Annotated in this window: 22 protein-coding genes and 33 tRNA genes; 13 read left to right on the top strand and 42 right to left on the bottom strand. The window is 68.4% G+C overall.

The window, feature by feature from the left end; genetic code table 11:
• The first annotated feature begins 156 nt into the window (after positions 1 to 156).
• Complete coding sequence (locus tag ACQP03_RS10160; RefSeq protein WP_357394136.1) at positions 157 to 867, top strand: helix-turn-helix domain-containing protein; 711 nt, start codon at positions 157 to 159, stop codon at positions 865 to 867.
• Here the strand turns inward: ACQP03_RS10160 and ACQP03_RS10155 are convergent.
• Positions 849 to 1427, bottom strand: coding sequence for a dihydrofolate reductase family protein (locus ACQP03_RS10155; RefSeq protein ID WP_357123179.1), 579 nt, complete (start codon positions 1425 to 1427; stop codon positions 849 to 851). The genes ACQP03_RS10160 and ACQP03_RS10155 overlap by 19 nt on opposite strands.
• Before the next feature lie 564 nt (positions 1428 to 1991).
• Here ACQP03_RS10155 and ACQP03_RS10150 point away from each other — a divergent pair.
• From ACQP03_RS10150 to ACQP03_RS10125, 6 genes are all read left to right on the top strand, one after another.
• Positions 1992 to 4883, top strand: coding sequence for a glycosyl hydrolase family 95 catalytic domain-containing protein (locus ACQP03_RS10150; protein WP_357394094.1), 2892 nt, complete (start codon positions 1992 to 1994; stop codon positions 4881 to 4883).
• A gap of 602 nt (positions 4884 to 5485) precedes the next feature.
• Positions 5486 to 6274 carry an alpha/beta fold hydrolase gene (locus ACQP03_RS10145; RefSeq protein ID WP_433460829.1) on the top strand — a complete coding sequence of 263 codons (789 nt, stop codon included), beginning with the start codon at positions 5486 to 5488 and terminating at the stop codon, positions 6272 to 6274.
• Positions 6271 to 6903 (top strand): TetR/AcrR family transcriptional regulator C-terminal domain-containing protein, encoded by a 633-nt coding sequence (locus tag ACQP03_RS10140; RefSeq protein ID WP_357123170.1) that lies wholly within the window; start codon positions 6271 to 6273, stop codon positions 6901 to 6903. The genes ACQP03_RS10145 and ACQP03_RS10140 overlap by 4 nt, the downstream gene beginning before the upstream one ends.
• Positions 6904 to 7116: 213 nt before the next feature.
• Positions 7117 to 8070, top strand: coding sequence for a DUF5954 family protein (locus ACQP03_RS10135; protein WP_357123167.1), 954 nt, complete (start codon positions 7117 to 7119; stop codon positions 8068 to 8070).
• A 210-nt stretch (positions 8071 to 8280) separates the two neighbouring features.
• Positions 8281 to 9546, top strand: coding sequence for a hypothetical protein (locus ACQP03_RS10130; protein ID WP_357394092.1), 1266 nt, complete (start codon positions 8281 to 8283; stop codon positions 9544 to 9546).
• Positions 9547 to 9688: 142 nt separating this feature from the next.
• Positions 9689 to 10099 carry a hypothetical protein gene (locus ACQP03_RS10125; protein ID WP_357123160.1) on the top strand — a complete coding sequence of 137 codons (411 nt, stop codon included), beginning with the start codon at positions 9689 to 9691 and terminating at the stop codon, positions 10097 to 10099.
• 123 nt (positions 10100 to 10222) lie between these two features.
• Here ACQP03_RS10125 and ACQP03_RS10120 read toward each other — a convergent pair.
• The 12 genes from ACQP03_RS10120 to ACQP03_RS10065 all read right to left on the bottom strand — a co-directional run bounded on the left by ACQP03_RS10120 (position 10223) and on the right by ACQP03_RS10065 (position 11632).
• Positions 10223 to 10293, bottom strand: a tRNA-Cys gene (locus ACQP03_RS10120).
• A 4-nt stretch (positions 10294 to 10297) separates the two neighbouring features.
• Positions 10298 to 10371 (bottom strand) — tRNA-Arg (locus tag ACQP03_RS10115).
• Positions 10372 to 10831: 460 nt separating this feature from the next.
• Positions 10832 to 10913, bottom strand: a tRNA-Tyr gene (locus ACQP03_RS10110).
• Between the two features lies 1 nt (position 10914).
• Positions 10915 to 10988, bottom strand: a tRNA-His gene (locus tag ACQP03_RS10105).
• A 20-nt stretch (positions 10989 to 11008) separates the two neighbouring features.
• Positions 11009 to 11080, bottom strand: a tRNA-Val gene (locus ACQP03_RS10100).
• A gap of 1 nt (position 11081) precedes the next feature.
• Positions 11082 to 11155, bottom strand: a tRNA-Asn gene (locus ACQP03_RS10095).
• A gap of 1 nt (position 11156) precedes the next feature.
• A tRNA-Glu gene (locus tag ACQP03_RS10090) sits at positions 11157 to 11234 on the bottom strand.
• A 12-nt stretch (positions 11235 to 11246) separates the two neighbouring features.
• Positions 11247 to 11318: transfer RNA gene (locus ACQP03_RS10085), tRNA-Val, on the bottom strand.
• Between the two features lie 2 nt (positions 11319 to 11320).
• Positions 11321 to 11397, bottom strand: a tRNA-Met gene (locus ACQP03_RS10080).
• A 1-nt stretch (position 11398) separates the two neighbouring features.
• Positions 11399 to 11470, bottom strand: a tRNA-Lys gene (locus tag ACQP03_RS10075).
• A 9-nt stretch (positions 11471 to 11479) separates the two neighbouring features.
• Positions 11480 to 11553: transfer RNA gene (locus ACQP03_RS10070), tRNA-Arg, on the bottom strand.
• A gap of 7 nt (positions 11554 to 11560) precedes the next feature.
• Positions 11561 to 11632: transfer RNA gene (locus ACQP03_RS10065), tRNA-Lys, on the bottom strand.
• 360 nt (positions 11633 to 11992) lie between these two features.
• On the opposite strand from ACQP03_RS10065, the gene ACQP03_RS10060 reads away from it, so the two are divergent.
• A complete protein-coding gene (locus ACQP03_RS10060) occupies positions 11993 to 12526 on the top strand; it encodes a hypothetical protein (RefSeq protein WP_357171384.1) in 534 nt (177 codons plus the stop codon).
• A 78-nt stretch (positions 12527 to 12604) separates the two neighbouring features.
• Here the strand turns inward: ACQP03_RS10060 and ACQP03_RS10055 are convergent.
• Positions 12605 to 12678: transfer RNA gene (locus ACQP03_RS10055), tRNA-Pro, on the bottom strand.
• Between the two features lie 51 nt (positions 12679 to 12729).
• Between ACQP03_RS10055 and ACQP03_RS10050 the strand changes: the two genes are divergently transcribed.
• Entirely contained in the window at positions 12730 to 13284 is a 555-nt protein-coding gene (locus ACQP03_RS10050; protein ID WP_357394090.1) for a hypothetical protein, read from the top strand.
• On the opposite strand, the gene ACQP03_RS10045 is transcribed toward ACQP03_RS10050, so the two are convergent.
• The 7 genes from ACQP03_RS10045 to ACQP03_RS10015 form a co-directional block, all read right to left on the bottom strand.
• Positions 13276 to 13349: transfer RNA gene (locus ACQP03_RS10045), tRNA-Pro, on the bottom strand. The two genes, ACQP03_RS10050 and ACQP03_RS10045, sit on opposite strands and share 9 nt — an antisense overlap.
• A 4-nt stretch (positions 13350 to 13353) precedes the next feature.
• A tRNA-Arg gene (locus ACQP03_RS10040) sits at positions 13354 to 13426 on the bottom strand.
• Positions 13427 to 13439: 13 nt separating this feature from the next.
• Positions 13440 to 13514: transfer RNA gene (locus ACQP03_RS10035), tRNA-Ile, on the bottom strand.
• A gap of 1 nt (position 13515) precedes the next feature.
• Positions 13516 to 13605 (bottom strand) — tRNA-Ser (locus ACQP03_RS10030).
• Between the two features lie 5 nt (positions 13606 to 13610).
• A tRNA-Asp gene (locus ACQP03_RS10025) sits at positions 13611 to 13683 on the bottom strand.
• Position 13684: 1 nt separating this feature from the next.
• Positions 13685 to 13760, bottom strand: a tRNA-Ala gene (locus tag ACQP03_RS10020).
• Positions 13761 to 13765: 5 nt separating this feature from the next.
• Positions 13766 to 13841, bottom strand: a tRNA-Leu gene (locus tag ACQP03_RS10015).
• A 60-nt stretch (positions 13842 to 13901) separates the two neighbouring features.
• On the opposite strand from ACQP03_RS10015, the gene ACQP03_RS10010 reads away from it, so the two are divergent.
• Positions 13902 to 14300 (top strand): hypothetical protein, encoded by a 399-nt coding sequence (locus ACQP03_RS10010; protein ID WP_357123154.1) that lies wholly within the window; start codon positions 13902 to 13904, stop codon positions 14298 to 14300.
• 3 nt (positions 14301 to 14303) lie between these two features.
• On the opposite strand, the gene ACQP03_RS10005 is transcribed toward ACQP03_RS10010, so the two are convergent.
• From ACQP03_RS10005 to ACQP03_RS09910, 20 genes are all read right to left on the bottom strand, one after another.
• A tRNA-Ile gene (locus ACQP03_RS10005) sits at positions 14304 to 14377 on the bottom strand.
• 5 nt (positions 14378 to 14382) lie between these two features.
• A tRNA-Thr gene (locus tag ACQP03_RS10000) sits at positions 14383 to 14455 on the bottom strand.
• A 6-nt stretch (positions 14456 to 14461) separates the two neighbouring features.
• Positions 14462 to 14537, bottom strand: a tRNA-Thr gene (locus ACQP03_RS09995).
• Position 14538: 1 nt separating this feature from the next.
• A tRNA-Leu gene (locus ACQP03_RS09990) sits at positions 14539 to 14614 on the bottom strand.
• 6 nt (positions 14615 to 14620) lie between these two features.
• Positions 14621 to 14692 (bottom strand) — tRNA-Gln (locus tag ACQP03_RS09985).
• A 34-nt stretch (positions 14693 to 14726) separates the two neighbouring features.
• On the bottom strand, positions 14727 to 15170 hold the full coding sequence (locus tag ACQP03_RS09980; RefSeq protein ID WP_357123151.1) for an HNH endonuclease: 444 nt from the start codon (positions 15168 to 15170) through the stop codon (positions 14727 to 14729).
• A 60-nt stretch (positions 15171 to 15230) separates the two neighbouring features.
• Positions 15231 to 15303 (bottom strand) — tRNA-Gly (locus ACQP03_RS09975).
• Between the two features lies 1 nt (position 15304).
• Positions 15305 to 15381, bottom strand: a tRNA-Thr gene (locus tag ACQP03_RS09970).
• A gap of 271 nt (positions 15382 to 15652) precedes the next feature.
• Positions 15653 to 15724 (bottom strand) — tRNA-Gly (locus ACQP03_RS09965).
• Between the two features lie 11 nt (positions 15725 to 15735).
• Positions 15736 to 15810, bottom strand: a tRNA-Glu gene (locus ACQP03_RS09960).
• 168 nt (positions 15811 to 15978) lie between these two features.
• Positions 15979 to 16051: transfer RNA gene (locus tag ACQP03_RS09955), tRNA-Ala, on the bottom strand.
• A gap of 1 nt (position 16052) precedes the next feature.
• Positions 16053 to 16128, bottom strand: a tRNA-Pro gene (locus ACQP03_RS09950).
• Between the two features lie 108 nt (positions 16129 to 16236).
• Positions 16237 to 16309 (bottom strand) — tRNA-Trp (locus ACQP03_RS09945).
• A 485-nt stretch (positions 16310 to 16794) separates the two neighbouring features.
• The gene (locus tag ACQP03_RS09940) at positions 16795 to 17871 is read right to left on the bottom strand and encodes a cellulose binding domain-containing protein (RefSeq protein WP_433460828.1); all 1077 of its coding nucleotides are present in this window, start codon (positions 17869 to 17871) and stop codon (positions 16795 to 16797) included.
• 187 nt (positions 17872 to 18058) lie between these two features.
• Positions 18059 to 18277: a hypothetical protein gene (locus tag ACQP03_RS09935; RefSeq protein ID WP_433460827.1), complete on the bottom strand. Its 219-nt coding sequence runs from the start codon at positions 18275 to 18277 to the stop codon at positions 18059 to 18061.
• Between the two features lie 82 nt (positions 18278 to 18359).
• Positions 18360 to 18626, bottom strand: a complete 267-nt coding sequence (locus ACQP03_RS09930; RefSeq protein ID WP_357171374.1) for a hypothetical protein — start codon at positions 18624 to 18626, stop codon at positions 18360 to 18362.
• Complete coding sequence (locus ACQP03_RS09925) at positions 18623 to 18805, bottom strand: hypothetical protein (protein WP_357171372.1); 183 nt, start codon at positions 18803 to 18805, stop codon at positions 18623 to 18625. The genes ACQP03_RS09930 and ACQP03_RS09925 overlap by 4 nt, the downstream gene beginning before the upstream one ends.
• 134 nt (positions 18806 to 18939) lie before the next feature.
• Positions 18940 to 20136: a helix-turn-helix domain-containing protein gene (locus ACQP03_RS09920; RefSeq protein WP_433460826.1), complete on the bottom strand. Its 1197-nt coding sequence runs from the start codon at positions 20134 to 20136 to the stop codon at positions 18940 to 18942.
• A gap of 559 nt (positions 20137 to 20695) precedes the next feature.
• A tRNA-Val gene (locus ACQP03_RS09915) sits at positions 20696 to 20767 on the bottom strand.
• A gap of 50 nt (positions 20768 to 20817) precedes the next feature.
• A complete protein-coding gene (locus ACQP03_RS09910) occupies positions 20818 to 21375 on the bottom strand; it encodes a TIGR02611 family protein (protein ID WP_396832622.1) in 558 nt (185 codons plus the stop codon).
• A gap of 294 nt (positions 21376 to 21669) precedes the next feature.
• On the opposite strand from ACQP03_RS09910, the gene ACQP03_RS09905 reads away from it, so the two are divergent.
• Positions 21670 to 22101, top strand: a complete 432-nt coding sequence (locus tag ACQP03_RS09905; protein ID WP_007457244.1) for an SsgA family sporulation/cell division regulator — start codon at positions 21670 to 21672, stop codon at positions 22099 to 22101.
• A 100-nt stretch (positions 22102 to 22201) separates the two neighbouring features.
• Here ACQP03_RS09905 and ACQP03_RS09900 read toward each other — a convergent pair whose 3' ends face one another.
• On the bottom strand, positions 22202 to 22978 hold the full coding sequence (locus ACQP03_RS09900) for a glucose 1-dehydrogenase (protein WP_357123126.1): 777 nt from the start codon (positions 22976 to 22978) through the stop codon (positions 22202 to 22204).
• Between the two features lie 190 nt (positions 22979 to 23168).
• Between ACQP03_RS09900 and ACQP03_RS09895 the strand changes: the two genes are divergently transcribed.
• The gene (locus tag ACQP03_RS09895; RefSeq protein WP_396832566.1) at positions 23169 to 24134 is read left to right on the top strand and encodes a helix-turn-helix domain-containing protein; all 966 of its coding nucleotides are present in this window, start codon (positions 23169 to 23171) and stop codon (positions 24132 to 24134) included.
• 7 nt (positions 24135 to 24141) lie between these two features.
• Positions 24142 to 24597, top strand: coding sequence for an RrF2 family transcriptional regulator (locus tag ACQP03_RS09890; RefSeq protein ID WP_030333674.1), 456 nt, complete (start codon positions 24142 to 24144; stop codon positions 24595 to 24597).
• Position 24598 lies beyond the last annotated feature (1 nt).

Raw genomic sequence — 24598 nt, 5'->3', positions numbered from 1 at the left:
GAGGGTCCGCGCTAGATCAGGATCTTTGGCGCGACGTCGGCGAAGAGCCCTGGTGGCGTCGAAGTGTTCGCGTCGGCCGTGGTAGCGGGCCTTCGGGATCACGCGCAGCTTTCCGAGGTCTCTGGATTGTCGCGTGCGGGCGACTACCCTGCTCGTGTGACTCTGCTACTCGAGACGCGTCCGTCCGACTCGCCGTGGGTCGAGTCCGTTTGGACCTCGACGAGCGAGCAGGTCTTCGAGATGACCTCCGTCGCGGCGGTGCGCTGGGGTCTGGTGTTCTGGCAGCGCGAGGGCAGGTCCTACGCGAGCGTCACGGGTCCGGGGAGCAGGTCCAGCATCGCGCCCGTGCCCGACGGCGCGACGTTTCTCGGCATCGACTTCGCCTTGGGCACGTCGCTGCGGACCATGCCTACCCGGGCGCTGCTCGACGGCGGCATCGAGCTGCCCGACACCACACACCGGACCTTCCGGCTGGACGGCGCCCGGTGGGAGATCCCATGCCCCGACGATGCCGAAGCGCTCGTCACGCGTCTGGTCCGCGCGGGAGCCGTCGTCCGTGATCCGGTCGTCACCGAGGTCCGGCGGGGGCACGTTCCCAAGGTCTCGGAACGCACCGTCGAACGCCGGTTCCGCGCGGCAACCGGGCTGACCCAGGGCACTGTGCGGCAGATCGAGCGTGCCAGGAAGGCATCGATCCTGCTGACCGCCGGTATGCCGGTCGCCGATGTCGTCGCCAGACTCGAATACTTCGACGAGCCGCACCTGGCCCGTGCCCTGCGCCAATACATCGGGCACACGGCACGGCAGCTGCGGGAAGGCGTCCGTGGCGCGATCTCGCTGGACCTCAATCAGCGAACGACGTCGTAGATCAGCTTGACCACACCGTTCGGATAGGCCTCAGACTCGCGTAGACGAAGCATCTGCTTGTCGTTGTCTGCCCGGCTGAACAGACTCTTTCCGGCACCGAGTAGCACCGGGAAGAGCAGTAAGTTGTACCTGTCGATCAGTCCCGCGTCCGCGAGGCGGCGAGCAAGCGCAGCGCTCCCGTGTATGAAGATCGCGCCGCCACCGCTCTTCTTGAGTTCCGCGACGTCATGAGTTGAGCGCAGGATCGTCGTCGGGCCCCAGCCGTCGAGGAGCGCGTCGTCGGCCAGGGTGGTCGATAGAACGTACTTCGGCAGTTCCTTGTAGGCGGCATGGTCCGGCGAGTCGCGCCAGACCGGCGCGAACAGCTCGTAGCTGTGCCGGCCGAACAACAGGGCGGTCGTGTCCTGCAACTCCTCATCTTTGAGCGAGAAGACCTCGGGCAGGACCTCAATGTCCTTGATCACCCAGCCGCCGCTGCGGTGCTCCTCACCCGGGCCGCCACCCGGGGAATCCAGCACGCCGTCGAGCGACATGAAGCCGGTGTAGACAAGATCGCGCATGGCGACACCCCCTGGTAGATCAAACACAAGCTGGTCCGCCCAGGGTAAGAAACGCCACCGCCCATCGTCTTGGACGGAAACGACACCCGCGGAGCCGTCAGCACGAAAGAGCGTCACCAACAGGGCCATGGACCGGCAAGATTAGTTGCCACGCACTCACATCGGCACGTCCGGATGCCTCACCCGGGCGTTATCTGGCTGCGCTCCGTGACGCGCAGGACGCGGCAGATCCGTACCCGCACGGACCCCGCTGGCCAGGCGTGTCAGAGCGGATCCAAGAGCAGCACGCCATCCGGTGAGTAGACGAGCACCGCCCTGCAGAAGCCACGTAGCGGCGCACCCGTCGCAGCCCCACCCGCGCGAGGTTGACCAGGAGGATCACGTTGCCGTGCGACCTGGCATGACGAAGATGTTTCATTGACGTGAACCAATGCTGACCCTACTGTTGTCGAATCGATTCGAACACGCGGACCCGCGGCCTGTAGGCAGACCCGACCGGGCTGCAGCAGCGCCGGGGCCATGTCGCACACAACGCTTGAGCCTCGGTGTCGAGAGGAACTTCTGATGACGGACCTGCCCGTGAGCCGTAGGCGCCTGCTCGCCACCGCCGCGCTGAGCGCCGGCTCGGCGGCCGTGATCCCGGCCGTGGGTGCCGGACGGGCCGCCGCCGCTGCGCCTCAGGTCACGCTGCCCGAGCGGGGGATCTACGACGCGACGGCGGCGACAACCTGGACGGACGGGTTTCTCACCGGCAACGGCGAGTACGGCGCCGTCCTGTACGGAACGCCGACCCTCGAGAAGGTGATCTTCAATCACCACCGCTTCGTACTGCCCAACAGCAGCCGGGGTGTGACCCCGCCAGTAATCTCAGGGCGGCTGGCCGGCGTGCGCGACAAGGCGCTGGCCGGGAACTACGGCGGAGCCAACACGGACTTCGCGGCTGGCTGGAACCTGCGCTGGACCCAGACCTACCACCCCGGCTTCGAGTTGCAGATCAGCACGCCAGGCATGACAACGGTCAACGGATACGCCCGCACCACCGACTTCCGGACCGGGGAGGTCAACTCCACCTGGATCGACAGCTACGGCACCTGGACTCGCCGCGCCTTCGCCTCCCGAGCCGACCACGTCGTCGTACACGAACTGACCCCGGCATCCGGACGATCCATCGACGCGACGCTGAGCGCCAACACATCCCTCGCGGGCGTCCCCGGCTCGGTCCGTTTCACCACCCTGGCCAGCGTCATTGACGGCTCCGGCTACCTGAACCTGCGAGGCGCCTACCCGTCCGGACAGGGCGCGTTCGGCTTCGAGGGCGTCACCCGGGTCGTCGCCAGCGGTGGCACGGTAGCCGCGAACGGGTCGACCATCGTCGTGACCGCGGCAACCAGGCTCCTCCTGCTGACCAAACTCGACCGTTACGAGTCCCCCACGGCCTGGGACGGCAAACCGTTGCACGCGGCGCTGGCCGCGGTGCGCGCCGACTATGCCGAGCTACGGACCCGGCACGTCACCCTGCACGCGGCGATGTACGACCGCTCCCGCCTGGACTTGAACGTCTCCGCCGCCGACCGGCAGCTGTCGACCACCGAGCTGATCGCCCGGCAGAACGCCAATCGCAACACCATCGATGTGGCCCTGCTGGAGCGCCTCTACGACAGCGGCCGTTACCTGTTCATCAGCTCCAGCGGCGTCCTGCCGCCGCGGTTGACCGGAATCTGGGCCGGCACCTGGAACGGCGCCTGGGCCGACGATTTCACCACCGATGCCAACATCAACCTGCAGGTCGCCGGCGGCAACATTCTCGACCTCACCGATGCCATGCAGGGCTACTTCAACCTGATCCTCGGCCAGCTCGCGCACTGGCGTACCAACGCTCGCAACCTGTACGGCGCCCGCGGCTTCCTGGCCCCATCGCGAACCGATGGCGAGTACGGACACATGCTGCACTTCGACGCCGGCTTCCCCGGCCAGTGCTGGACCGGTGGCGCGGACTGGCTGCTCTACCCGCTGCTGGAGTATTACCAGGTCACCGGGGACCGGACGTTTCTGGCTGAGAAGCTGGGACCGGCACTGATGGAGCTAGCACTGTTCTACGAGGACTTCCTGACCCGCACCGATTCGGCCGGCCGTGTGGTCTTCGTGCCGTCGTTCTCGATGGAGAATTCGCCGGCCAGCACGAACGTCCTGCTGGCGATCAACGCCACCGGCGACATCCAGGCCGGCAGACACGCCCTGCGGGCGGCTGTCGAGGCCGCCAACGCGCTCGGTGTCGAGCAGGGCGCCGGTCAAGGTGTCGCACGCTGGACGGCCCTGCTGGCGAGGATCCCGCCCTACACGGTCAACGGCAGCGGCGCCCTCGCCGAATGGTCCTGGCCGGGACTCACGGACCGCTACAACCATCGGCACGTCCATCACCTGTACGGCGCGTGGCCCCTGCACGAGATCAATCCCGAGGAGGCGCCCGGTCTGGTCACCGCCGCGCTCAGGGCCCTGGCGCTGCGCGGTGACGAGAACACCTCAGCGCACGGCAGCCTGCATCGAGCCCTTGCCTCCGCTCGGCTGAAGGACGCCGCCGGCGTCTACAACAACCTCCGGAAGATCATCGGCAACAACATGATCTTCCGGTCGCTGATGACAGCACACAACCCGAACCTGGAGACCTACAACGCCGATGCGGCAAACACGCTGCCGGCCGTGCTCAGCGAAGCGCTCGTGTACACCAGGACCGGTGTCATCGAGCTGCTGCCCGCCGTGCCCGGCCAGCTCGCCAAGGGCACCATCACCGGGGTCCGCGGACGCAACCAGGTCCGCATTCACAGCCTCTCCTGGGATCTGCCTGGTCGCTCAGTAACCGTGGCACTCACCTCGACGATCACCCAGGCGATTACCCTCATCAGCCGGCGCGGGATGGCGTCCATCACCACTTCCGCGACGGTCACCCCCTCGCCGCTCGGCCCGCATGCCCGGGTGATCTCGATGACGGCCGGACAACAGATACAGGTCGTCGTAGGTCTACCAGCCGCCGCCGGCGGCGGCGTCGTTCGACTGCTCAACCGGCGCAGCGCAAAGGTGCTGGACGTCAACGGCGGCTCCACCACGGACGGGGCAACTGTCATCCAGTGGCCGTGGACTGGCGCGGCCAATCAGCAGTGGCGACTGCTACCCAACAGCGATGGCTCATTCCGTCTGTCCGGTGTCAAGAGCGGGAAAGTCCTCGACAGCCCAGGCGGCTCCGGCCAGGGCGCGGCACTCGTTCAGTGGGCCGACAACGGCGGACGTAACCAGTGGTGGAACCTCGTCCCGGCAGCGACCAGCGGATACTACCGGCTCGCCAACGTGAGCAACGGCTGGTGTGTCGGGATCGAGGGCGGCTCCACCGCAGACGGCGCCAGGGCGGTCCAGCAACCCGTCAGCGGCGAGATCAGCCAGGAATGGCAGATCCTTGATGCCTGAGGCGGATGGTCAGAGGCACTGGTCGCAGCGGCTCCGGGCGATGGGCCGCCAGCACCTCAACAGCCACCGACGATCGTGCAAGCGGTGAGCGCACACCCCCAATGGCTTCGCCGAGCGCCCGTACAACACCTCACCCAACGGTCGATGACCGTCGATCGCCGCGGTGTCGTGCCGGGAGACATGGTTGTCGCGGAGTGAGCGGCTCAGCCCGCCGCAGGCTGCTTGTGTCTGATCTCTTCGAGCTCCCACAAGCCACGGATGTGGGCTCGGTTACGAGCCGTGCTGGTCGGGACGACAGCATCGCCGCGGTCCGGAGGGCAACACCTTGACCTTCGGTTGTTTCGGTTTTCGCGGCAGATGAGCATGCGTCTCGTCGGGGGGAAGCGGGACAGCGAGCAGGCCATCCCGCCTCGTCTTGAGATTTCGTCTACACCGTAGATAGAATCTACGACGTAGACGAGGCGTACGGTGGTCGCGAACTGACAGGGGCGGCGAGCATGACTTCGGAATATGTGACAGTTCCCGGGGCTCGGCTCTACACAGAGCGGGCAGGCTCCGGCGCTCCGCTGCTGCTCATTTCGGGCGGCGGGGGCGATGCAGGAATGTACGAGGAGGTCGTCCCGCTTCTCGCGCGCCGGTACACGGTGTTCACCTACGACCGGCGGGGCAATTCGCGCAGCCGGTTCACCGACCCGCAGGCACCGATCGGAGTCGCTGCGCAGGCGAGCGACGCCGTCGCGGTCCTGGACCATTACGGGGTGAAGAAGGCGTACGTCTTCGGCGGCAGCGGCGGCGCGATCATCGCACTCGAGGTGCTGGCCAACCACACCGACCGGCTATCCGGTGTGGTGGCGCACGAACCACCGCTAGTCTCGCTCCTCCCGGACGACAGCGCGGAGCGGCGGGCGCTCGCCGAGATCGCCCGGATCGCCCGAGAGAAGAGCCCTTTGCGGGCGTACGCGGCCTTCGGTGCCATGACCATGGACGACCCGCCCTGGCTGTTCCGCTCGACTGTGGGACAGGCCCTGGTCGCAGCCGCCTCCCGGGCCGCTCTACCGGTCGGCGCGGCCGTGCGCCGGGTCACCGGCCGCGAGCCCAGCTCGATGACGCGCCAGTTGGGCAATGCCGACCTGCTGCTGCGGCGGGAACTGCCGCTCATCGGCCTCGACTACCACCCGGACCTGCCCGCGCTGCGCGAGGTCGCCGTGCCCTGGCGGCTGGCCACCGGCCGGGACAGCGTCGGCAAGCCGTACTACCGGCCGGCGCACATGCTCGCCGAGCGGCTCGGCGTGCCGTGCGAGGAGTTTCCGGGTGGACACACCGTCTACCTCGAACAGCCAGACAGGTTCAGCGAAACCCTCGAGAGGATCCTCGAAGGATTCCCCAGGTGAGCACACCCGCCGTGCCGCCGCCCCCGACGCGTCCGACACTCAACCGCGAGTACCTGGCCACAGCCGCGCTCGCGCTGATCGACGCCGAAGGGCTGCGCAAGTTCTCCATGCGTCGCCTCGGTGCGGTCCTTGGCGTTGACCCGATGGCCGCTTACCGCCACTTCGCGGATCAGGAGGCGTTGTTCGACGGCATCGCCGAGGTGCTGTTCGTCGAGATGGACACCGACTCACTGCCATGGCAGGCGCCGTGGCCGGAACTGGCCGCGCAGTACTGCCGCCGCCTGCGCGACGTGCTACTACAGCACCCGAACGCCGTTCCGGTGTTCGCCACCCGACCCGTGCGGTCGTCTGCGTCCATCGATATGGGTGTCCGCGCGGTGGAAAAGCTGCAGAACGCCGGCCTGCCGCCCGCCACCGCCTTGCGGATCCTCCGATGCCTGCGGGAATTCACCATCGGGCACGCGCTCAGCGTGGCCATCCTTCAAGCGGGCGCACAGTCACGAAGCAGGAAACCTGACAAGGGCAGCTCGCAATACAACCTGTTGGCTCAGGCAGCCGACGAGACCACACCGGACGACCATTTCGAACCAGGCCTGCAAGCTATGCTCTGCGGCTTTCAACACTCCTGACCTCACCACCTGGACCGAAGTACAACCGTGACCGATCAACGCCCTGGGCTCAGCAGATCGTCCACCCGCTCCCGGCAACGGCGTCGCCTATCTCGGTGACACCCCAGGCACATACTTCGAGAACCCGGACGCGGCGCGCGGCACCGATGACGCCGCTGCGGTGATGGCGCGCCCTCGTGACACGGGCCATCGAGCCGTCGCACAATCCGTGGCATGAGTGCCGACGAAGTGCAGCCGCCGGTAATCCTGCGGGTACAGCAGCCCACCGACCCAGTCGGCGCGGTCACCGAGGAGGACGCGGCACGGCGAGCGGCCGCCTACCCGATGACACGCATCGGCGCCCCCCTGTTCGGCCACGCAGTGCAGGTAGATGACGGGCGGTGGCAGGTGTACGCCGTCGTGTCGGATACGCCACAGGCCGCCCGGGACGAGCTTGCGCACCACCTCATGGAGCAGCTCGACGAAACCACTGACCCCCCGCGGGCTGCGGAGTTGACCACCGCGCTCGACGTCCTGGACCGGGAGAAGGTAGACGAGGTGGTGATCAACGGCCGCGTGCACCGCGTCGTGCGGGTGGACACGTTCGCGCGGTTCGGCCCGGACGGGCCCGAACCGCCCCGACCCACCGACCGCGACCCCCGCAACGCCGAGGACCACGACAGCTTCCTCACCCCAGAGATCGTCATCGACCCAGACGCGGCGACCGGGCCGAGTGAGGCGATGCTGCGGGCAGAGCTGACGACCGCGCACTACCCCCGGGCCCAGGTGCCCGCCACCGTATATGCCGAGAGCGTCGCCGCCATCGCCTCTCACCCAGTCGGCGTCATCCTGCCGACCCGCTACGCCGCAGCCGAATCTGTAGCAGGGTCGTGGCGGCCGTACAGTCGCGCGGTCGCCACACCGCAGCTGGCCCGCGACGAGATCACCTTCGGCCTGCGCCACATCGAACCGCGTCTGCTGAGGCTGACCGACGACCAGACAGCCGCCTACCAGCAGACCGCCGACGACCTCGATACCAATCCCGTCGACGACGTCACCGCGCTGGGACGCCATTTCCGGGTCACCCGCATCGAGACGCTGCTGCGCATGAGCGCCAGCGGCCCGGAGATGCCCCGACCATCGGACCCCGATCCAGACCAGCCTCCGGGCGCGGGCCGCCAGCGCTAAGACCAGCAACGGCAACACTTCAGGCCCTGGACATCGTTCAACCGGCCGCCGAGAGCCGCTTCGCCCCCCTCGACGTCGACCGGTCTGGCACCACCAACTCCCGGACAATGAGCTGCGGCTGCTGACACGACCAGCGGTGCGACTGACGACACGGCGCCGAACTGGTGTAGGCATGATCCGAGAGCGCATGGCTGGGGAGGTGGCATGCCGATGGAACCCGAGATCGTCGGGTTGCCCGGTCAGGTCTGGGGCCTGGCGGCCGCGGACCGAGACGGGCCGATCTATCTGACCAGTTATGCGGGCCGCAGCCCGAGCACCCGCAACCTGTACACCACCGTCCTCACCGCGGTCGATTTGAGCGGAGCCACGCTCTGGCAACGCACATTCGCAGGCCATCCGTTCCCACCCCGCGTCGACGCGGGTGGGACCGTGTGGGTAACCCACCACGACGGTGCCAGCCCACCCGTGTTCACACTCACCAGCGTCGGCGCCGAGGGCTCGGTGCTGCATGAAGTCACCCCGCAGCAGGAGCCGGGCGAGCACCTGGGAGCTGCCGTTCGGATGCCGGACGGCTTCTGCGTCCTGTGGCTACCGACCGCGCCACGCCAGCGGCTTCCCCAAGGCCGCACTGCGCGCCTGGCTCGCCTCAGCGACACCGGCAGCACCATGTGGTTCACTCCCCTGCCCCTCGAGACGGTCTCCTTCTCCGGCGTCGTCGAAGCCGGCGTAGCGACCGGATGGCACGTCCAGCCCAAGAAAGAGTGGAGACCATCAACCCTGGAGGCGGATCACTGGCAACCGCTGCTCGTGGCCGGCGATCGCATTCTCGCTGGGATCAGTGACGGAGGCAGCGGCATCGGGAGGTGCACCATCCTCGACACCGAGACCGGAAACATCATCTCCACCACAGAGCCCGGCCCCTACCATCACAAGGCCATCGCCGGCCACGGCCGTTTCCTCGTCGGCGCCCAGGGCTACGGGGCGTTCTCCAGCACCCTCTACGGCCCTGACGGCCAGCCAATCCACACGTGGCCCAGCCACGGCCAGATGCTCATCGACCAGCACGGCACGATCCGTGGCCCGGAATCGGAGAACAGGCTGCCGTCCCGGTCGCAGTTCCGGGTTCTCAACCCCGACGGATCAATGGACGACGGCCCGCCTCTGTCCGGCTACTACACCAGCTATCCCGCGCTCGACGCCAACGGCGCCGCAGTGTTCTGGCGCGACGGCAAGCTCCTGGCCGTCGACGCGAACCTGGACCAGCACGAACTGTTCCGGCGCACCGATGACGACCGAACCGTCATGAGCAGAACCCTCCTCCTCCAGGACGCAACCGTCGCTTTCGCACTCGGCAACGAGCTGCTCATCTTCGGCGACACCGGCCTGGCACCGCTCGCCGCCGGCCCATGGCCCTGCGCCGACGGCAACATCCACGGAAACCCCGTCATCCCAACGCTGGCACCTCCCACCATCTGAACACCCACTCGACGAACCGCTCCCGACACCTACTCGTTCGGGCCCGCTGGAGATGTCAGCCTGCCTGTTCCCGGTCGTCGATAAGGCCGCCATGTCGACCTGCGGGTGTTCCTGGTAAATGCGGTAATCAAAGATGTTGGCCATGAGCCACGAGCACCACACCTTTCACAACCCTCCATCGGCAACGCCCGACGATGTGCGGAAGGCTCTCGACCGCAACGACATCGCCGGGGCCACGGATGCCATGGTCGGATCGGCGTTGTACGGCGACGGCGACTGGAGAGCCTCGCAGGAGCTCTACCTAACCCTGCTCGATCACCCCGACCACCAGGTGCAGGCGCTCGCGGCCACCTGCCTCGGGCACCTCGCGAGGGTCTACGGTCAACTCGACCAAGATCGTGTAGTGCCCGCACTCCGCCACGTACGCGCCAGACCTCACGTCAGGGGGACCGCCGGTAACGCGTTGGAGGACATAGAGACCTTCTTGCATCCTCGGCGTGCGCGCTGGCGTGGGCGCCTCTGGCGACTTGTACGACCGGGAACCTGGTTCTGACGCAGTCCGGCGCAGCGGTCTTCAGCAGTCGCGAGCCGGGTGCAGGCAGGACGTGCACGCTCAGTGGTTTGCCGCCGATCGGTCGGCCGCGCGTCGATCTCTATCCGCAGTGAATGGCAGTCGAGGCCGTGCGGGGAATCGAACCCCGGTGCGCGGTTTTGCAGACCGCTCCCTGACCACTCGGGCACACGACCAGGATGCCCACGGAAGGATTCGAACCTCCGCCAACCCGGCTCCGGAAGCCGGTGCTCTATCCGCTGAGCTACGTGGGCATGCGTGGGAGTCGAGAGATTCGAACTGCGCCCGTGTGGGCGCAGGGGACCGGCTGCGCGATGACGGCCGGGCCGGTTTCACGGCTGCAGCGAACGGAGGCCCAGAACAGGCATGTGGCCAAGGATCCGTGTGCATGCGGTGCACCCAAGTCCCATAAGGCCAAGCTGCGTCGATCCGGGACGTACGAGAGCAAGCCGATCGTGAGCGTGCCCGACCTGGCGCGACTGGCCTGGATCGCCGGGCTCATCGAGGGTGAGGGCGCCTTCGTTCGAAGGCGGTCCGGAGGAGGGGTGGTTCGCGTTCAGATGACCGACCTTGACGTGATCGAGACGCTGACCGAGCACCTTCCGTTCGCTCCGCGGGTCTGGTCGTACTCGCCCACGGTGGCTCACCACAAGCCGTCATGGATCCCCAGTGTCCAGCGGCGGCGCAGCAGCGCAATTGGCCACCTGATCTCTGTGCGCGCCCCTGGACTTGAACCAGGCGTGCCGTAAGGCACCCGTTTTACAGACGGGGGAGCGACCAGCCGCTCACGACGCGCTTGGGGTGACTGAGCGGAATCGAACCGCCATCACCGGGACCACAACCCGGCGCTCTACCGTTGAGCTACAGCCACAACTGCGGCCCGGAGGCCAGTGCCCGTACCTGGACTCGAACCAGGGCGACCCGGTGTGTGGGACCGGTGCTCTGCCGCTGAGCTACACGGGCGTGGCTCCCCCGCCTGGACTCGAACCAAGATCAGCCGGTTAACAGCCGGCCGCTCTACCTTTGAGCTACAGGGGAATGGCAGCGCGGACGGGACTCGAACCCGCAACGTGTCCCGGGTGAAAGCCGGGCGACTCTTCCATTCGTCCACCGCGCCAGGTGGGTTGCGTGCCGCGAGCTGGAATCGAACCAGCGACCTACGCCTTGTCGAGGCGCTGCTCTCCCGCTGAGCTACCGCGGCGGGAGCGGGGGCGGGATTCGAACCCGCGCTACTCCGGCTTATGAGGCCGGCGAGGACAACCGAACTCCTCCACCCCGCAGTGCCGCCCGAGGGAATCGAACCCCCGCAGTCCGGAGTAAAAGTCCGGAGCCCGGCCATCAGGCGCGAGCGGCTTGTGTACGTGCCCCGGGCAGGATTCGAACCTGCGACGACCCGGCTTAGGAAGCCAGCGCTCTATCCGCTGAGCTACTGGGGCAAATACGTGCGCCGGGAGGGAATCGAACCCCCGTCTTCGGATTAAGAGTCCGTAGCTAAACCAACTCAGCTACCGGCGCATGGCGGTGAGGGGGAGGACCCCACGCCTAAGATGATATGTATGGGTGACAAGTCAGCCCAGATGCGTTACCTGCGGCAAGCCTTACTGGTCAGCCGACCGGCGGCGTGAATGCGAGCCGTGCCGCTACCAGCGTCTGAAGCTGAGGTGGCGGTGCGCGTGTGGCGCACCGATGGACCGCAAGTCAGTGCGGTGCGCGACCTGCACACGCGAGCGGCCAGCCCCGCAGGAGCTACGCGCAGATCAGCGAGCATGGCTAGCCGGGCTCTTGGAAGGCGAAGGGACCTTCTTGGTGAAGGAAGGTGCACCCCGCGTACGGGTCCAAATGACGGACCGAGACGTAATCAGCGACGCCCACCAGATGACCGGGGTCGGCACGGTCAATGCGTACACGCCGAGGAACCGCGCGCATAAGCCTTCGTGGTACTGGACCGTCAACGCGCATCACCACACGGCTTGGCTCGTCGCGGAACTTGCACCGCTACTCGGTCACCGCCGCCGTTCGGCTGCCATCGGCCTCTGGTCGGCCGGAGGGCAGCCGGTTGACACCTTCCCCGCCCGGCGGGAGTTGACGCTCGCCGAAGGCATCCCGTGGGTCGCCGGCATCGTGGAAGGGGAGGGCTGCATCAGCGTCTCCGCCCGAGGTGACGTGTCTCTCGGAGTGAACTCGACCGACTATGACACCATCGTTCGGCTTCAGGCAGCGACCGGGATAGGGCGCGTCCACGAGCGGCCGTCACGGAACGAGAAGTGGCGTCCGACCGCGACGTGGAACGTGTGCCGCATCAACGAGCTGCGCGAACTGCTTCTGGAACTGCGGCCGTGGCTGAAATCGCGCCGCCGCGTGGCCGTTGACCGAGCACTGATCTGCCTCGCAGGCAAGCGCGGAAGGTAAAGGAGTCGAACCCTCGCCGTTTCCGGCGGCCCGGCTTTCGAGGCCGGTTGCCCACCACTGGGCGCTACCCTCCATGAGTCGGGTACGGGCGATTCGAACGCCCGGCCTCTCGGTCCCGAACCGAGCGCTCTACCAAGCTGAGCTAGTACCCGTTAGCGGCGCGGGGCTTACGCGCCGTGCTGACACCTACTACTCTCCGGTGCGTGCCGCCGACATCGCCGTCCCTGTGGACCTGGGCCGGGTGGGGCGCGCTCGAAGCCCTCGGAACGCTCGCTGCCGCGCTCGTTGCTCTCTCCGTCTACCTCAGCGAAGTTCGGCGACGCCGCCGGGCCGAGCGGAGCACCGTCCGAGTCTGGGCCTCAAAGGAAGCTGGCGAGACGGTGATCTACATCGCCAACGACTCCGCCGTGCCGATCGTGGACATCACCTTTCACGCCTTCTACCAGGAAGCTTTCTGGTCGAGCAGGATCTCTGGCGGAATGAGATGGTCCGCGATCGGCTGGCTCGCCAGAGGACCGGCCATAGTGCACCCTTCTCAAACGTTGGTGCTGAAGCTGAAGCACCTGAGGATGCACGGGGTGGAGGAGCCAATCAAAGGGCTACCCGAACTTACGCTCCTACACATGCGCTACGAGGCGCGGGCGGAGGCGCGGAGGGTGGCAAGCTTTCGTCGCGTCAAAAAGGCCCCGACGAAACTCCGCATGATCGGTGTTGGTGGGCTAGAGCGATGCGATGGGCAGTACCTGAAGTCGGGATAGCCGGATTCGAACCGACGGCCCCCTGACCCCCAGTCAGGCGCGCTATCAAACTGCGCCATATCCCGTAAGTGCCCCCGAGACGATTCGAACGTCCGGCCTCCTGATCCGTAATCAGGCGCTCTATCCGCTGAGCTACGGGGGCGAGCCTTACTGCGTGCCGACGCCCGGATTTGAACCGGGGGCCCCCGACTTATCAGGTCGGTGCTCTCACCAGGCTGAGCTACGACGGCTTGGCGAAGGGTGAGAGATTCGAACTCCCGGCGGTGTGACCCGCTCCGCGCTAGCAACGCGGCGCCATCGACCAGACTCGGCCAACCCTTCATGCGCGCCAACGACGGGGATCGAACCCGCGGCCCCCCGATCGACAGTCGGGTGCTCTCACCACTGAGCTACGTCGGCATGGTGGACCCGACAGGACTCGAACCTGCCACCTCCGCTGTGCGAAAGCGGCGCTCTACCAGATGAGCTACGAGCCCATGCGTACCCGGGGCGGGAGTCGAACCCGCAGAATCTCCGCAGTCTGAAGGCGGCGGCTTTGCCAGTTTGCCCACCCGGGCAGGTGGTGTTGCGTGCCGACGCCCGGTGTCGAACCGGGGCCACAATTGGTAGGATCAGGTGTGGCACATTCCAATCCCGAGGACCGAAAGCGATACGCGCAGGCCCACTACGCTGCCAACAAGTCAGCCTACAAGGCCCGCGCTGTTGCGTTCAATAAGAAGAACCGCGAGAAGTTAGCGGCTCTCGTCAGGCGGGCCAAAAGCAAGCCATGCGCCGACTGCAATGTGCAGTACCCCCCTTATGTGATGCAGTTCGATCACGTGCGCGGCGAAAAGAGCTTCAATATCGGCGAGTTCGCCGGTCGCAACATCTCCATCGCTCGGATGCTGGCTGAGATGGACTTGTGCGAGGTGGTGTGCGCGAACTGCCACGCCGAGCGCACTCACCGGCGCGGACGACCTCCCCAGCAGGAGTTGCCGCAGAGGAGTCCGATCAACGAAGCCCTCACGCTGTTCTGAGAGTGCCGACGGCGGGAGTCGAGCCCGCGGCCTTCCGGTTATGAGCCGGATGCTCTGACCACCTGAGCTACGTCGGCGAGAGAGCCACCGCCCGGACTTGAACCGGGTGCCTACGTCTTACGAGGACGTCGCTCTGCCAGGTGAGCTACGGCGGCAAGGTGTGGAGCCGGCGACCGGGATCGAACCGGCGCGCGTCGCCTTACAAGGGCGCTGCTCTGGCCTCTGAGCTACGCCGGCATGGTGCCCTCGACAGGATTCGAACCTGCCCTTTACGGCCCCTCAGACCGTCGCCTCTACCGCTGGGCTACGAGGGCATCGAGCTGGGAGCAGAGGATTCGAACCTCTACGCGCTGGGTCAGAGCCAGCGATGCTGCCGGTTACATCAGCTCCCATCGCGGCCGGCGGGGTGATGGCCCGCCGGCCGGGTCAGCGCTGCGCCAGCGACCCCCACGCGGGCACGAGCGGGCTGATGCGAAGCACCATGCCGGCCTCGGCCGGGGTCCGGTCGCCCTTGGCCTGGTTGCAGGGCGCGCACGCGCTGACGGTGTTCCGCCAGGTGTTCTGCCCACCCCGCGAGCGGGGCAGGATGTGGTCGACCGTGGCGGCCGGACCGGAGCAGTAGCCGCACTGCCGGTTGTCGCGGGCCAGGACACCACCCTTGGACCAGGCGGGGCCCTTCGTATACCGCCACCGGGTGACGACGTACCGCACCAGGCGGACGACCTTCGGCATGGGGAACACGCCGAGGGTCCGGTCGGGTTCGGCTTCGTGGATCTCGGCGACCCGCCGGCACAGCATCCGGATCGCGTGGGCGACCGTGACCCGGTGAAGGGGCCCAAGGTCGGCGTTGATGACGAGTACGGCGTCCACCAGGTCCCTCCTTCGGGTCGTGGGTGGTTGGACGGATTGACAGATGATCTGTCGATTGAGAGCGGCTGGCCGGATTCGAACCGGCGATCTTCTCCTTGGCAAGGAGACGCGCTACCAACTGCGCTACAACCGCGTGGAGCCACCGGCGCGAATTGAACGCGCGGCCTTCCCCGTACCAGGGGGACGCTCTCCCAATCTGAGCTACGGCGGCGTGGGTGCCTCTCCCACAATGGGCGGGAACGTACCTGGCGCCCCGGAGGCGATTGATCCCGCTGTGCCGGGTCAGCCGGCCGTACGGTTTCACCGTGGTCACAACGAGGCGTTGCGTGCCCTGCGGCGGACTCGAACCGCCACCAACACCGGGTTTGAGCCGGCGACCTTCCACGCTGACTCGGGGAGCTGCCCCGCGTCGGCCGTCAGCCAGGCTGCGCAACCCGGCCTCCGGATTCGCGGCGTCCGCCGCCCCACTCCCTGCCCCGTCGAGCGGTACCGGGGACTCGAACCCCGCCAATCTGCTTGGAAGGCAGGCGCTCTACCAGATGAGCTAGTACCGCGAGATCGTGCGTAGGCCGTGTCGGGCTCGAACCGACGATCTCCTGGCTGAGAACCAGGTGAGCTTTGCCATCAGCTCCAACGGCCCATCCAGCCGGCGGGGGCCGGGAGCCTCGCCCCGGGAGGTCCCCCACCAACGTGCCCACCCCCCGACTTGAATGGGGTCCTCGGGGGCTTCACGCCCGTGCGCTGCCAGTCACGCCAGGTGGGCAAGTTCTTGCGGGTGTGCCCACGTATTCGCGGCACACCGTGTGCGTGGAGTCGGAGGGGTTCGAACCCCCGGCCTTCGGTCTGCCAGACCGATGCTCTACCGGCTGAGCTACAACCCCATGGTCCGGGACCGGGGTGTCGAACCCCGTGTCTCTCGCTCCCAAAGCGAGCGGGTCAGCCGTCTCCCTCGTCCCGGATGTAATGCCCCCGGCCGGCCCGTGCAGGCGCCGGCCGGGGTCTTGCTCATGCCATTCACTGTGGAATTAAGAATCAACAACGCCACCGACCGAAGCCGGGACGAAAGCAGGGGCGACAGGACTTGAACCTGCGACCTTCGGTTTTGGAGACCGGTGCTCTACCAGTTGAGCTACGCCCCTATGAAGTTGTTCCGGTAACGAAAAAGCCGCCCTGTCCCCGTCGGGGTGGGCGGCTTCGCAGCTTGCGCTGACGCTATTCGCGTCGCCACCCCGGCTTCCAGTTCTGCTCACTCGCGCACAGATCGTGAGCCCGCCCGATCGGGAGCAGCACGACACCGCCGCGCGGCATGAGCCGCGTGGTTTCGGTGTAGGCGTACTGCGACACGGGGAACTCCTCTGGTGGATCGGTTTGACCTTGCTCATTCAAGGTAGGCGCGCTGCCCGTTGTTGGCAACGGATATTCCGAAGCCACATTCACGTACCCCACAGCCGGCAGTGATCAGTCGTTCGGGTGAGCGTCCGATGAGGACGACGTGTACGTGACCACAACGCCGGCTGACACCGATCGCAGCGGCGGTAGGTCAGGACGCAGGCAGGGGTGGGTGCCACTGACCGCCGTTCGGTGCCGTTGGACCTTGGTCAGCCCTTAACGGAGGGCCGAGGCGCTAACGGATGGTGAAGGTCAGCGGGTTCGAGATGCCGAGGCCGCCGTGGGAATCGTGGACCCGCACGGTGAAGGTGGACGACGTGCCGGCCGACAGGGCCGTCTGGAACTGGTAGCGCTGTCCGCTGTTGGTCGGCGTCACGGCCAGCCGGGTTGCGCCGAGGTAGAGCTCCACCCGGCTGACGAGGTCCCCGGGATCGGTGTCGGCGACGTCGGCGACCAGCGTGACGGTCGTCGGCTCGAGGAAGTAGGTCTGCCCGCCGGGGGTGCTCAACGCCGCCGCCGGCGGGTGGTTGGTGCCGGTGGACGGCGGCGTCACCACCGTGACCAGCAACGGCGGCGCGGCACCAGACAGCGACTGGTCGGTGCCGGCCGAGACGTACAGCACGAAGGTGGTGCTGGTGCCGGGCTCCCCGATCGGTGGTGTCCACAGCGCCTCGTACCGGTCACCGGTCGTCCTCACCCCCTGGGCCACCGTGACGCCGTCCACCCGGAACGACACCGAGGTGATGCCGTGTCCGCCTCCCACGGTCGCGGTCGCCGCCAGCGGGACGGTTCCCGGTGTGGTGTACACCGCGCCGGCGGTCGGGCTGAGCCAGGTGACGATCGCTGGGTAGTCAGCGACCGGCGGTGGGGTCGTCCGGGTCGGCGTCATGCTGGGCAGGACGCCGCCGGTGCACGTGACGCCGTTGAGCGTGAACGACTCCGGTATGCGGTTGCTGCCCGACCAGGCGCCAACGAAACCGATGTTCGCGGAGCCATTGGTGCCCAGGGTCGCGTTCCAGCTCAGATTGGTCGCGCTGACCTGCTGGCCCGCCTGGGCCCAGGTGGCGCTCCAGGTTTGCGTGAGCCGCTGGTCGACTGCAGGGAACGCGAACCGCAGCGTCCACCCGTTGACTGGGTCACCCAAGTTGGTGACCGCGATGTCGGCGTGAAAGCCTCCGGTCCACTGGCTGGTGACGACGTAGTTCACCCGACACCCGGCCGCCGCGTTCGCCGCACTGGCGTGTGAGATCGCGGCCATCGTCGCGACCACGGCAACAGCGATGGCGGCCACAGCAGTCAGCGACTTCCGCATGGCACACCTCGCCGCAGATAGTTGAACGTCAATGAATATGTCGACTGTCCTGCTGCTCCACCTTCCTGTCAAGGCACGCACGGCAGTCCTGCCGCCGGCAGGACAGGTCGTAGTCCGGGGTCCGACGGGATCCACTTGTGCGAGCCGTCGCTGTGGTCGAACTTCCCGTCGCCGGGCCGCAGGCTGCTCACCGCAGCCAGCCGAGGAAGCGTCTGTGCAGCGCACCCGCCGGCACCCAGCTCAGGTCCTGGGAGGCCCGCACCAGCTGGGCACCTAGGTAGATTGCCAGGGAGATCGGAGCGTCGTCGAACTCGGCGCGCAGCTCGCGCTGCCGTGTGCGGCAGGGCCAGGGCGCATCGCAGCCGCCGCAACTCCAGATCGGCAGCACCGGGCCGTGCGTGGTCATGCGCGGCCTGCGAGCAGCGCCGCCGCCAGGGACCGCGCCCGCCGACTGGTCCCCGAGGCCATCTGCCAGCATGGGTACGTGGTCACGGTCGCTGCCCTGCAACGGCGGCGGCCAGGACGTCGACGCTGACCAACACCTCGAAGCACCACGGGACGGCGCAGTCGGCCGTGGACCAACTGCAGTCCGGGCCGTGGCCGTACACCCACGCGAACCGCGGGTCGTGGGACTCGTGGACCTTGACGATGACGATGGTGTGGTGCGTCTGGCCCTCGATGCCGGGGCTGGGTTGCCACTGGCTGGGCCGCACCGACACCCGCGCGCCGGGCTCGGGCATCTGCCGGCCGCTCACCGGACCGTCCCGTCGGGGCGGCTGGCGCGGCGGTGCGCCTGCGTCACGGTCCGGGCGCTGGCCAGGAGTTGCCGCTTGGCCGCTTCCTGCTCGACGGCCTGGATGCGCTGGCCGGTGCCGGGCGGAACGGGCGGCGCGGCGGGCGTGAGCAGCCGCCGCAGCCTCTGGACGATGTGCACGGTGTCACCTCCCCAGGTCAGGGGCGCGACGATCTTCGCGACGACGCTGCAGTTGATCCGCGCCCGACTTAGTAACCAGGGACGCTATGTACGACCACGCAACGCGATGGGGACAGACCGTCCCCCTGGCACGGTTACCCCTCGACGCCGATGGCGAGTGCCAGCTCGCGCGCGTCCTCTCCGACAGTCCCGGGACGCGAGGACAGCTCGAATGCGGCGCTCCGCGAATACGGGTTGTGCCGGACCGTGTCGACGCTTTCGCGTAGCGCGCGGCCGAGCAGGTGCACAGCGGCTACTTCCTCGCGGCGCAGCAGGTGCGCGCGGGCCGCGTCGATCAGGTGACCAGCGCGGCGGGTACGCGAGGGAAGCGCGCTGTAGTTCGTCGAGTCGGCTCGCCGAACAGCCTCCCCCACGTGGCACAGGTCCGTCTCCAACGTCACCGCGTACGCAGCGCAGGCGGCCGGACCGAACATGAGCCACGGGTGGGCGTAGCCGGCTCCAAGGCGGCCAGCGGCGGCATCAGCGGCGTCCCACGCGCGCCACGCCTGCCCGGCGCGGCCGGCCTTCGCGTGACCGAGCGCGCGCCCCAGTTGAAGCTGGGCCCAGCGCGCGTACGGCTCTGCTCCCGCTTCCCTGTCGACCAACCGCTCGGCGTCGACGAGCACCAGCTCGGCCGCGTCGACTTGGTTCGCCGACCGGTAGACGTGCGCGTAGTACCACGCCGCCGCCGCGATCGCGTTCGGGTCGTCGGCGTCCTGCGCGGCGCCCATGGCGCGGTCAGCGGCCAGCCACACCAGTTCTGGGTAAGGCTGGTGAGCGACGTACAACTGCGCCAGGTGGTAGACGCGTGCCAGCTCGGCCAGCGCCGCCCGCCGGTCGGTGCCTTCGAGTCGTCTGACCGAGCGGCGGGCGTCGTCGAGCAGGCCGGGCAACACCACGGCCACGGCGGTCCGTTCGGTGCTGGACTGGTGCCACAGCGTCCACGCCTGGTTGACCAGACCGCGCAGGACGCCTACGGGCGTCGGCTCCCCGGCAGGCACCGTGGTGCGCTGCATGGCGGCGGCGACGTTGTCGACCCCCGGGTGCCCGGCCCGGGTCACCGACGCGACCGGCAGGGACTGGTCGCCGGTCAGCTCGGCCAGGTCCGAGACGTCGAGGACCTCGGCCAGGCGCAGCAGCATGGGCAGGCGCGGCGTGAGCAGCCGCCCGGACTCCAACGCCTTGACCCAGTCGGCGCTTCGACCGACCAGGCCACCGAGGACAACGCGCGTTTTGCCCGCTCGTTCGCGGTGGGCGCGTAGGCGGGCACCGAATGACGTTGGCTCGGTCATGGCCGCTCCCAGGTAGAGGACTGGGCGGCGGCACCGCCGGCCTCTACACCAGCGGGGCCGCCATGTCCGACCGTACCGCAGCAGTGACAGCCTGAGGTTGCCTGCGGTACTCAGGGCACCGGGGTACCCCCACTGTGGGTGGCCGATTAGCTGCGGCGTCGGGCGGCTCTCCGCGCTCGGCAGCCGGCCGCTGCCCTCGTCCTGGCCGGTTGCTGTCAGCCTTGCTGGCGGCGCTATCGATGCGCAGGGCTTGGGAGCCCCGGCATCGCCGGGGCTCCCCGGACTCGGCCCGGCTCGAACGGGCTGCCACCCTCTCCACCTTGCGGGCGTGGTCATCCGGAGCCACCACGCCTTGAGCGAGGACAGCCGGATTCAACCAGGTGACCAGGCGACGTGCTCGGACAGCAACGCTTAACTGGGCGGACGCTTCGTTTTCCCTCCAACGGCGGCCCGCAATTAGTCGTGACCGACTCATGGGTGACTCATGATCTCTGCTACGGGACAGCGAAAAGCCGGCTGGACTGTGTCCAACCGGCTTCTGACCTGCAGAAACTGAGAGTGGGCGATGCTGGTATCGAACCAGCGACCTCTTCGGTGTGAACGAAGCGCTCTCCCACTGAGCTAATCGCCCTCAGCGCCGTTGACTCTACCCGATCGTGGAACCAGACCAAAAATCCGGGGTCAGCGCGCCGCGAGGTACTGCCTCGCCTCGGCCACCACGTCGATGCCGAGGCTGAGCTTGAGGGAGAGCCAGACCACCGCCGCGACGAAGACCAGGCCGACGGCGCCGAGGACGAAGCGCAGCGGCAGTGACTGTCGTCTCACCCAGCGTGTCCAGCCGTGGACGTGTCGACGGGTGAAGCCGAGCAGTCGGCGGGCCCAGTGGAATTCGACGGCCCAGATGCCGAGGCCGGCGATGACCAGCAGCCAGCCGGGGCCGGGCAGCGGGATGAGGGCGATGCCGATGGTGACCACCAGCGCGCCGGCGATCGCGATGAAGATCTTGAGGGCGATCCGGCCGGTGGGGTTGGCCCGGATCAGGTCGAGCGTGGTGGAGATCCGCTGTCGCCAGTGCGGGCGGCGCGGCGGCTCGCCGACGACGAGGACGCCACCGGGGCGGCCCGGCTCGGGCGTCGACCGTCCGGGTCGCTCGGGCTGCTCCATCGGCACGTCGTACCCCCGCTTTTCGGCTGCTCGGACCGCGACGTTCGGCGGGCCCGGCGCGGTCACCGGATCCACTGAGGATCGGTTCGTGACCATTTCACCCCCCAGTGTCGCTCGGGCCCGTCACTGCAACGGCCGACTGGACGTTACCGGAGTAAGTCGACGACTGAGCCACCCGACGCCGGGCGGCATCACGCACTGGGCAGAACCGGAAATCCTACATGAATGTTCACATTCACGAGGCGCTTCCGTCCCCCTTCCCACCACTGGGTGAAGTCAGCGTATGGCGGAGCGTAGCCAGGAGTAGCACCTGAGTATGGGAAAAGCGGGACACGCGCGTTCCGCAGCGGTGCCGGGGGGAGAACGTCCATGAGTGTCATCCGACCGACGACCGTAGAGGTCGAGACGTCGCTAAGGCTCGTCGCGCCTGACGCCACCGCCTTGCCGGTGCGTGCCAGTCTGCGTTACGACCCTGCTGACCCGTATGCGGTCCATGTCCTGTTCCACGCCGAATCGGCCGGTGGGGAGGCGGTGAGCTGGTCGTTCGCTCGCGAACTGCTGGTCACCGGCCTGGACGAGCCGGCCGGCATCGGGGATGTGCGGGTCTGGCCCTGGGCCACACCGCGCGGCGACTTCGTCGCGCTGGCCCTCTCGTCACCGGATGGCAACGCCCTCTTCGAGGTGCCGCGCAGCGTCCTGGTGCGATTCCTTCGACGCACGTACGTGGTCGTCCCGCGCGGCCGTGAGGCCGAGCACCTGGACGTCGACACTGCGGTGAACCGGCTGCTCGCCGGCCGCTGACCAGAGCAACACGGGGCCGCGCGGATCTGCCGAGTCCGCGCGGCCCCGGCACACCCACCCCAGGGGGTACGACCACAGCCGGACCCGGGTTGGCCCGTGCTCAGCCGTGCGTGGTGATGCCGCCGTCGACGGGGATGACCGCGCCGGTCAGGTACGCGCCGGCCCGCGACGACAGGTAGATGGCGGTGCCGGCCATGTCCTCGGGGCGGCCGATGCGGCCTAGCGGCACCTGCTGCTCGATGGCGGACCGGCTGGCCGGGTCGTCGAGGGCGAACGCCATCATCTTGCTCTCGAACGGGCCGGGCGCGATCGCGTTGACGGTGATCTGCTCACCGGCGAGCTGGTGGGCGAGGCTGCGGGTGAGCATGTGCACGGCGGCCTTGGTGGCCGAGTAGGCGTACACCTCCATGAACGGCACCCGGATGCCGTCGATGGACCCGATGTTGATCACGCGGGCCGGGTCGTCGGCGCTGGCGGCGGCGCGCAGCGCCGGCAGCAGCGCAGTGGTGAGCCGGAAGACGGCCTTGACGTTGACCGCCCAGAGCTTGTCGAACGCGGCCTCCGGGTAGCTCTCCAGCGGCGCGCCCCAGGTGGCGCCGGCGTTGTTGACCAGCACGTCGAGGCGGTCGACGTGCTCGCGGACGGCGGCGGCGAGGGCCTGCGCGCCGTCGTCGGCGCTCAGGTCGGCGGGGATGGCCTCGCACCGGCCCTCGGCGGAGAGTTCGTTGGCGACCTGCTCGCAGACGTCCGCCTTGCGGGACGAGATGATCACGCGGGCGCCGGCGCGGACGAAGCCCTGGGCGATCATCAGCCCGATTCCCCGGGACCCGCCGGTGACCAGGACCGTCTTGTCTTCGACCGAGAACAGCTCCGTCATAGGAATCCCATCGCGAGTCGGCGTCTTGCGTCGTCCGGCGAGCGGCCGGTGGGGCGCCGGGCGGACCGGGACCGGACGGCGCTACCGCCGGGTAACGTAGCCCGGCCGTGGGGACCACGACAAGCCACGACGTTGCCGCGTACCCCGGTCGGGATGCGGTGACCTGCGGTTCGGGCTACCGTCGCAGGCGATGGTCTCCACCGATCCCTCCCCCGCGCCATCGATCGGAACGGCATCACCCGTACCCGACGAGATCTCCACGTTCGCGCTGGCCGACCTGGCCGGTGACCCCGGCTGGCGGCGGCCGGTGTTCGTCGAACAGGAGCTGCTGATCCTCACCACCCGCGGCCACGGCGACGCCGAGCTGGATTTCCACCTCCTGCCGTGCCGACCCGGCACGCTGCTGCGGGTCCACGCCGGTCAGGTGCTGCGCTGCGCCGGCCCCCAGTTCGACGCGTCGGTGGTCGGCTGGACCGCCGACGCCCTGCACGGCCTGGCCGTCGACGTGGACGCGGCGCCGACCTGGCGGCAGTTGGCCGGCGAGGACGAGGACGCGGTGATCAACGAGGTGAGCCAGTTGGCGGTGGACTGCCAGCGGCACGGCGACGGCCCGGCCGGCCGCGCGCTGCTGCGGCACCAGCTCGCCGTGCTGCTGCTGCGGTTGGCGCTGCCCGACGCGGACCCGGCCGGGCAGCGTAACGAGGCCGAGACGTTCCAGCGGTTCGCCCGGGAGGTGGAGCACGGCTACCAGGTGTCCCGGCGGGTCGAGGACTACGCCGCCGCGCTCGGCTGCTCGGTGCGTACCCTGACCCGGGCCTGCCTGGCCGTCACCGGCCGCAGCGCCAAGCAGGTCATCGACGAGCGGGTGGCGTTGCAGGCCGCCCGGCTGCTCGCGGCGAGCGACGAACCGATCGCGCAGATCGGCCGGGGGCTCGGCTTCTCCGAGCCGACCAACTTCGGCCGGTTCTTCACCCGGGAGATCGGGGTCAGCCCTGGGGCGTTCCGGGCCGCCCGCGACCAGCCGGCCGGCGGCCGGGTCGTCCGACCCCGACCACCGGTCGAGCCGACCGGCGCCAACAGCGGACGGTTCCGCTCCGGCGCACCCGGTAACTCGGGCCGGCCCGGTGGCCCGGGTATCCCGAGCGGGCGGGCATGATGACGGGGTGCAGATCTCCGCGCGCGGCGACTACGCGGTACGTGCGGCGCTGAGCCTCGCGACCGCGTACCCCTCGCTGCTGTCCACCCAGGCCATCGCGGCGGAGCAGGACATGCCGCGCAAGTTCCTGGAGGCGGTCCTGGCGGATCTGCGCCGGGCCGGGATCGTCCGCGCCCAACGCGGCGCGGAGGGCGGTTACACCCTGGCCCGTCCGCCTCGCGAGGTGACCGTCGGCGCGGTGTTGCGCGCGGTGGAGGGCCCGCTGGCGGGCGTACGCGGCCTGCGCCCGGAGGAGACCCGTTACGAGGGCTCGGCGGAGAACCTGCCCGGCCTGTGGGTGGCGGTGCGCGCCGCGGTGCGGCGGGTGGTCGACGAGGTGAGCCTCGCCGAGATCGTCAGTGGTCGACTGCCCGCGCACGTCCGCAAGCTCACCGCGCTGCCCGACGCGTGGGAGCCACGCTGAC

The organism is Micromonospora sp. CA-248212 (assembly GCF_050948405.1).
In the GTDB taxonomy this organism is placed as follows: domain Bacteria; phylum Actinomycetota; class Actinomycetes; order Mycobacteriales; family Micromonosporaceae; genus Micromonospora.
Note: the sequence above shows the minus strand (reverse complement) of the source record. Positions and strands in the feature narration are given on the sequence as shown.

Coding starts and splice junctions, on each gene's coding strand:
- ACQP03_RS10155 (WP_357123179.1), bottom strand. CDS start 1,427: ATGCGCGATCTTGTCTACACCGGCTTCATGTCGCTCGACGGCGTGCTG.
- ACQP03_RS10150 (WP_357394094.1), top strand. CDS start 1,992: ATGACGGACCTGCCCGTGAGCCGTAGGCGCCTGCTCGCCACCGCCGCG.
- ACQP03_RS10145 (WP_433460829.1), top strand. CDS start 5,486: ATGTACGAGGAGGTCGTCCCGCTTCTCGCGCGCCGGTACACGGTGTTC.
- ACQP03_RS10135 (WP_357123167.1), top strand. CDS start 7,117: ATGAGTGCCGACGAAGTGCAGCCGCCGGTAATCCTGCGGGTACAGCAG.
- ACQP03_RS10130 (WP_357394092.1), top strand. CDS start 8,281: ATGGAACCCGAGATCGTCGGGTTGCCCGGTCAGGTCTGGGGCCTGGCG.
- ACQP03_RS10125 (WP_357123160.1), top strand. CDS start 9,689: ATGAGCCACGAGCACCACACCTTTCACAACCCTCCATCGGCAACGCCC.
- ACQP03_RS10060 (WP_357171384.1), top strand. CDS start 11,993: ATGACCGGGGTCGGCACGGTCAATGCGTACACGCCGAGGAACCGCGCG.
- ACQP03_RS09940 (WP_433460828.1), bottom strand. CDS start 17,871: ATGCGGAAGTCGCTGACTGCTGTGGCCGCCATCGCTGTTGCCGTGGTC.
- ACQP03_RS09935 (WP_433460827.1), bottom strand. CDS start 18,277: ATGACCACGCACGGCCCGGTGCTGCCGATCTGGAGTTGCGGCGGCTGC.
- ACQP03_RS09920 (WP_433460826.1), bottom strand. CDS start 20,136: ATGACCGAGCCAACGTCATTCGGTGCCCGCCTACGCGCCCACCGCGAA.
- ACQP03_RS09905 (WP_007457244.1), top strand. CDS start 21,670: ATGAGTGTCATCCGACCGACGACCGTAGAGGTCGAGACGTCGCTAAGG.
- ACQP03_RS09900 (WP_357123126.1), bottom strand. CDS start 22,978: ATGACGGAGCTGTTCTCGGTCGAAGACAAGACGGTCCTGGTCACCGGC.
- ACQP03_RS09895 (WP_396832566.1), top strand. CDS start 23,169: ATGGTCTCCACCGATCCCTCCCCCGCGCCATCGATCGGAACGGCATCA.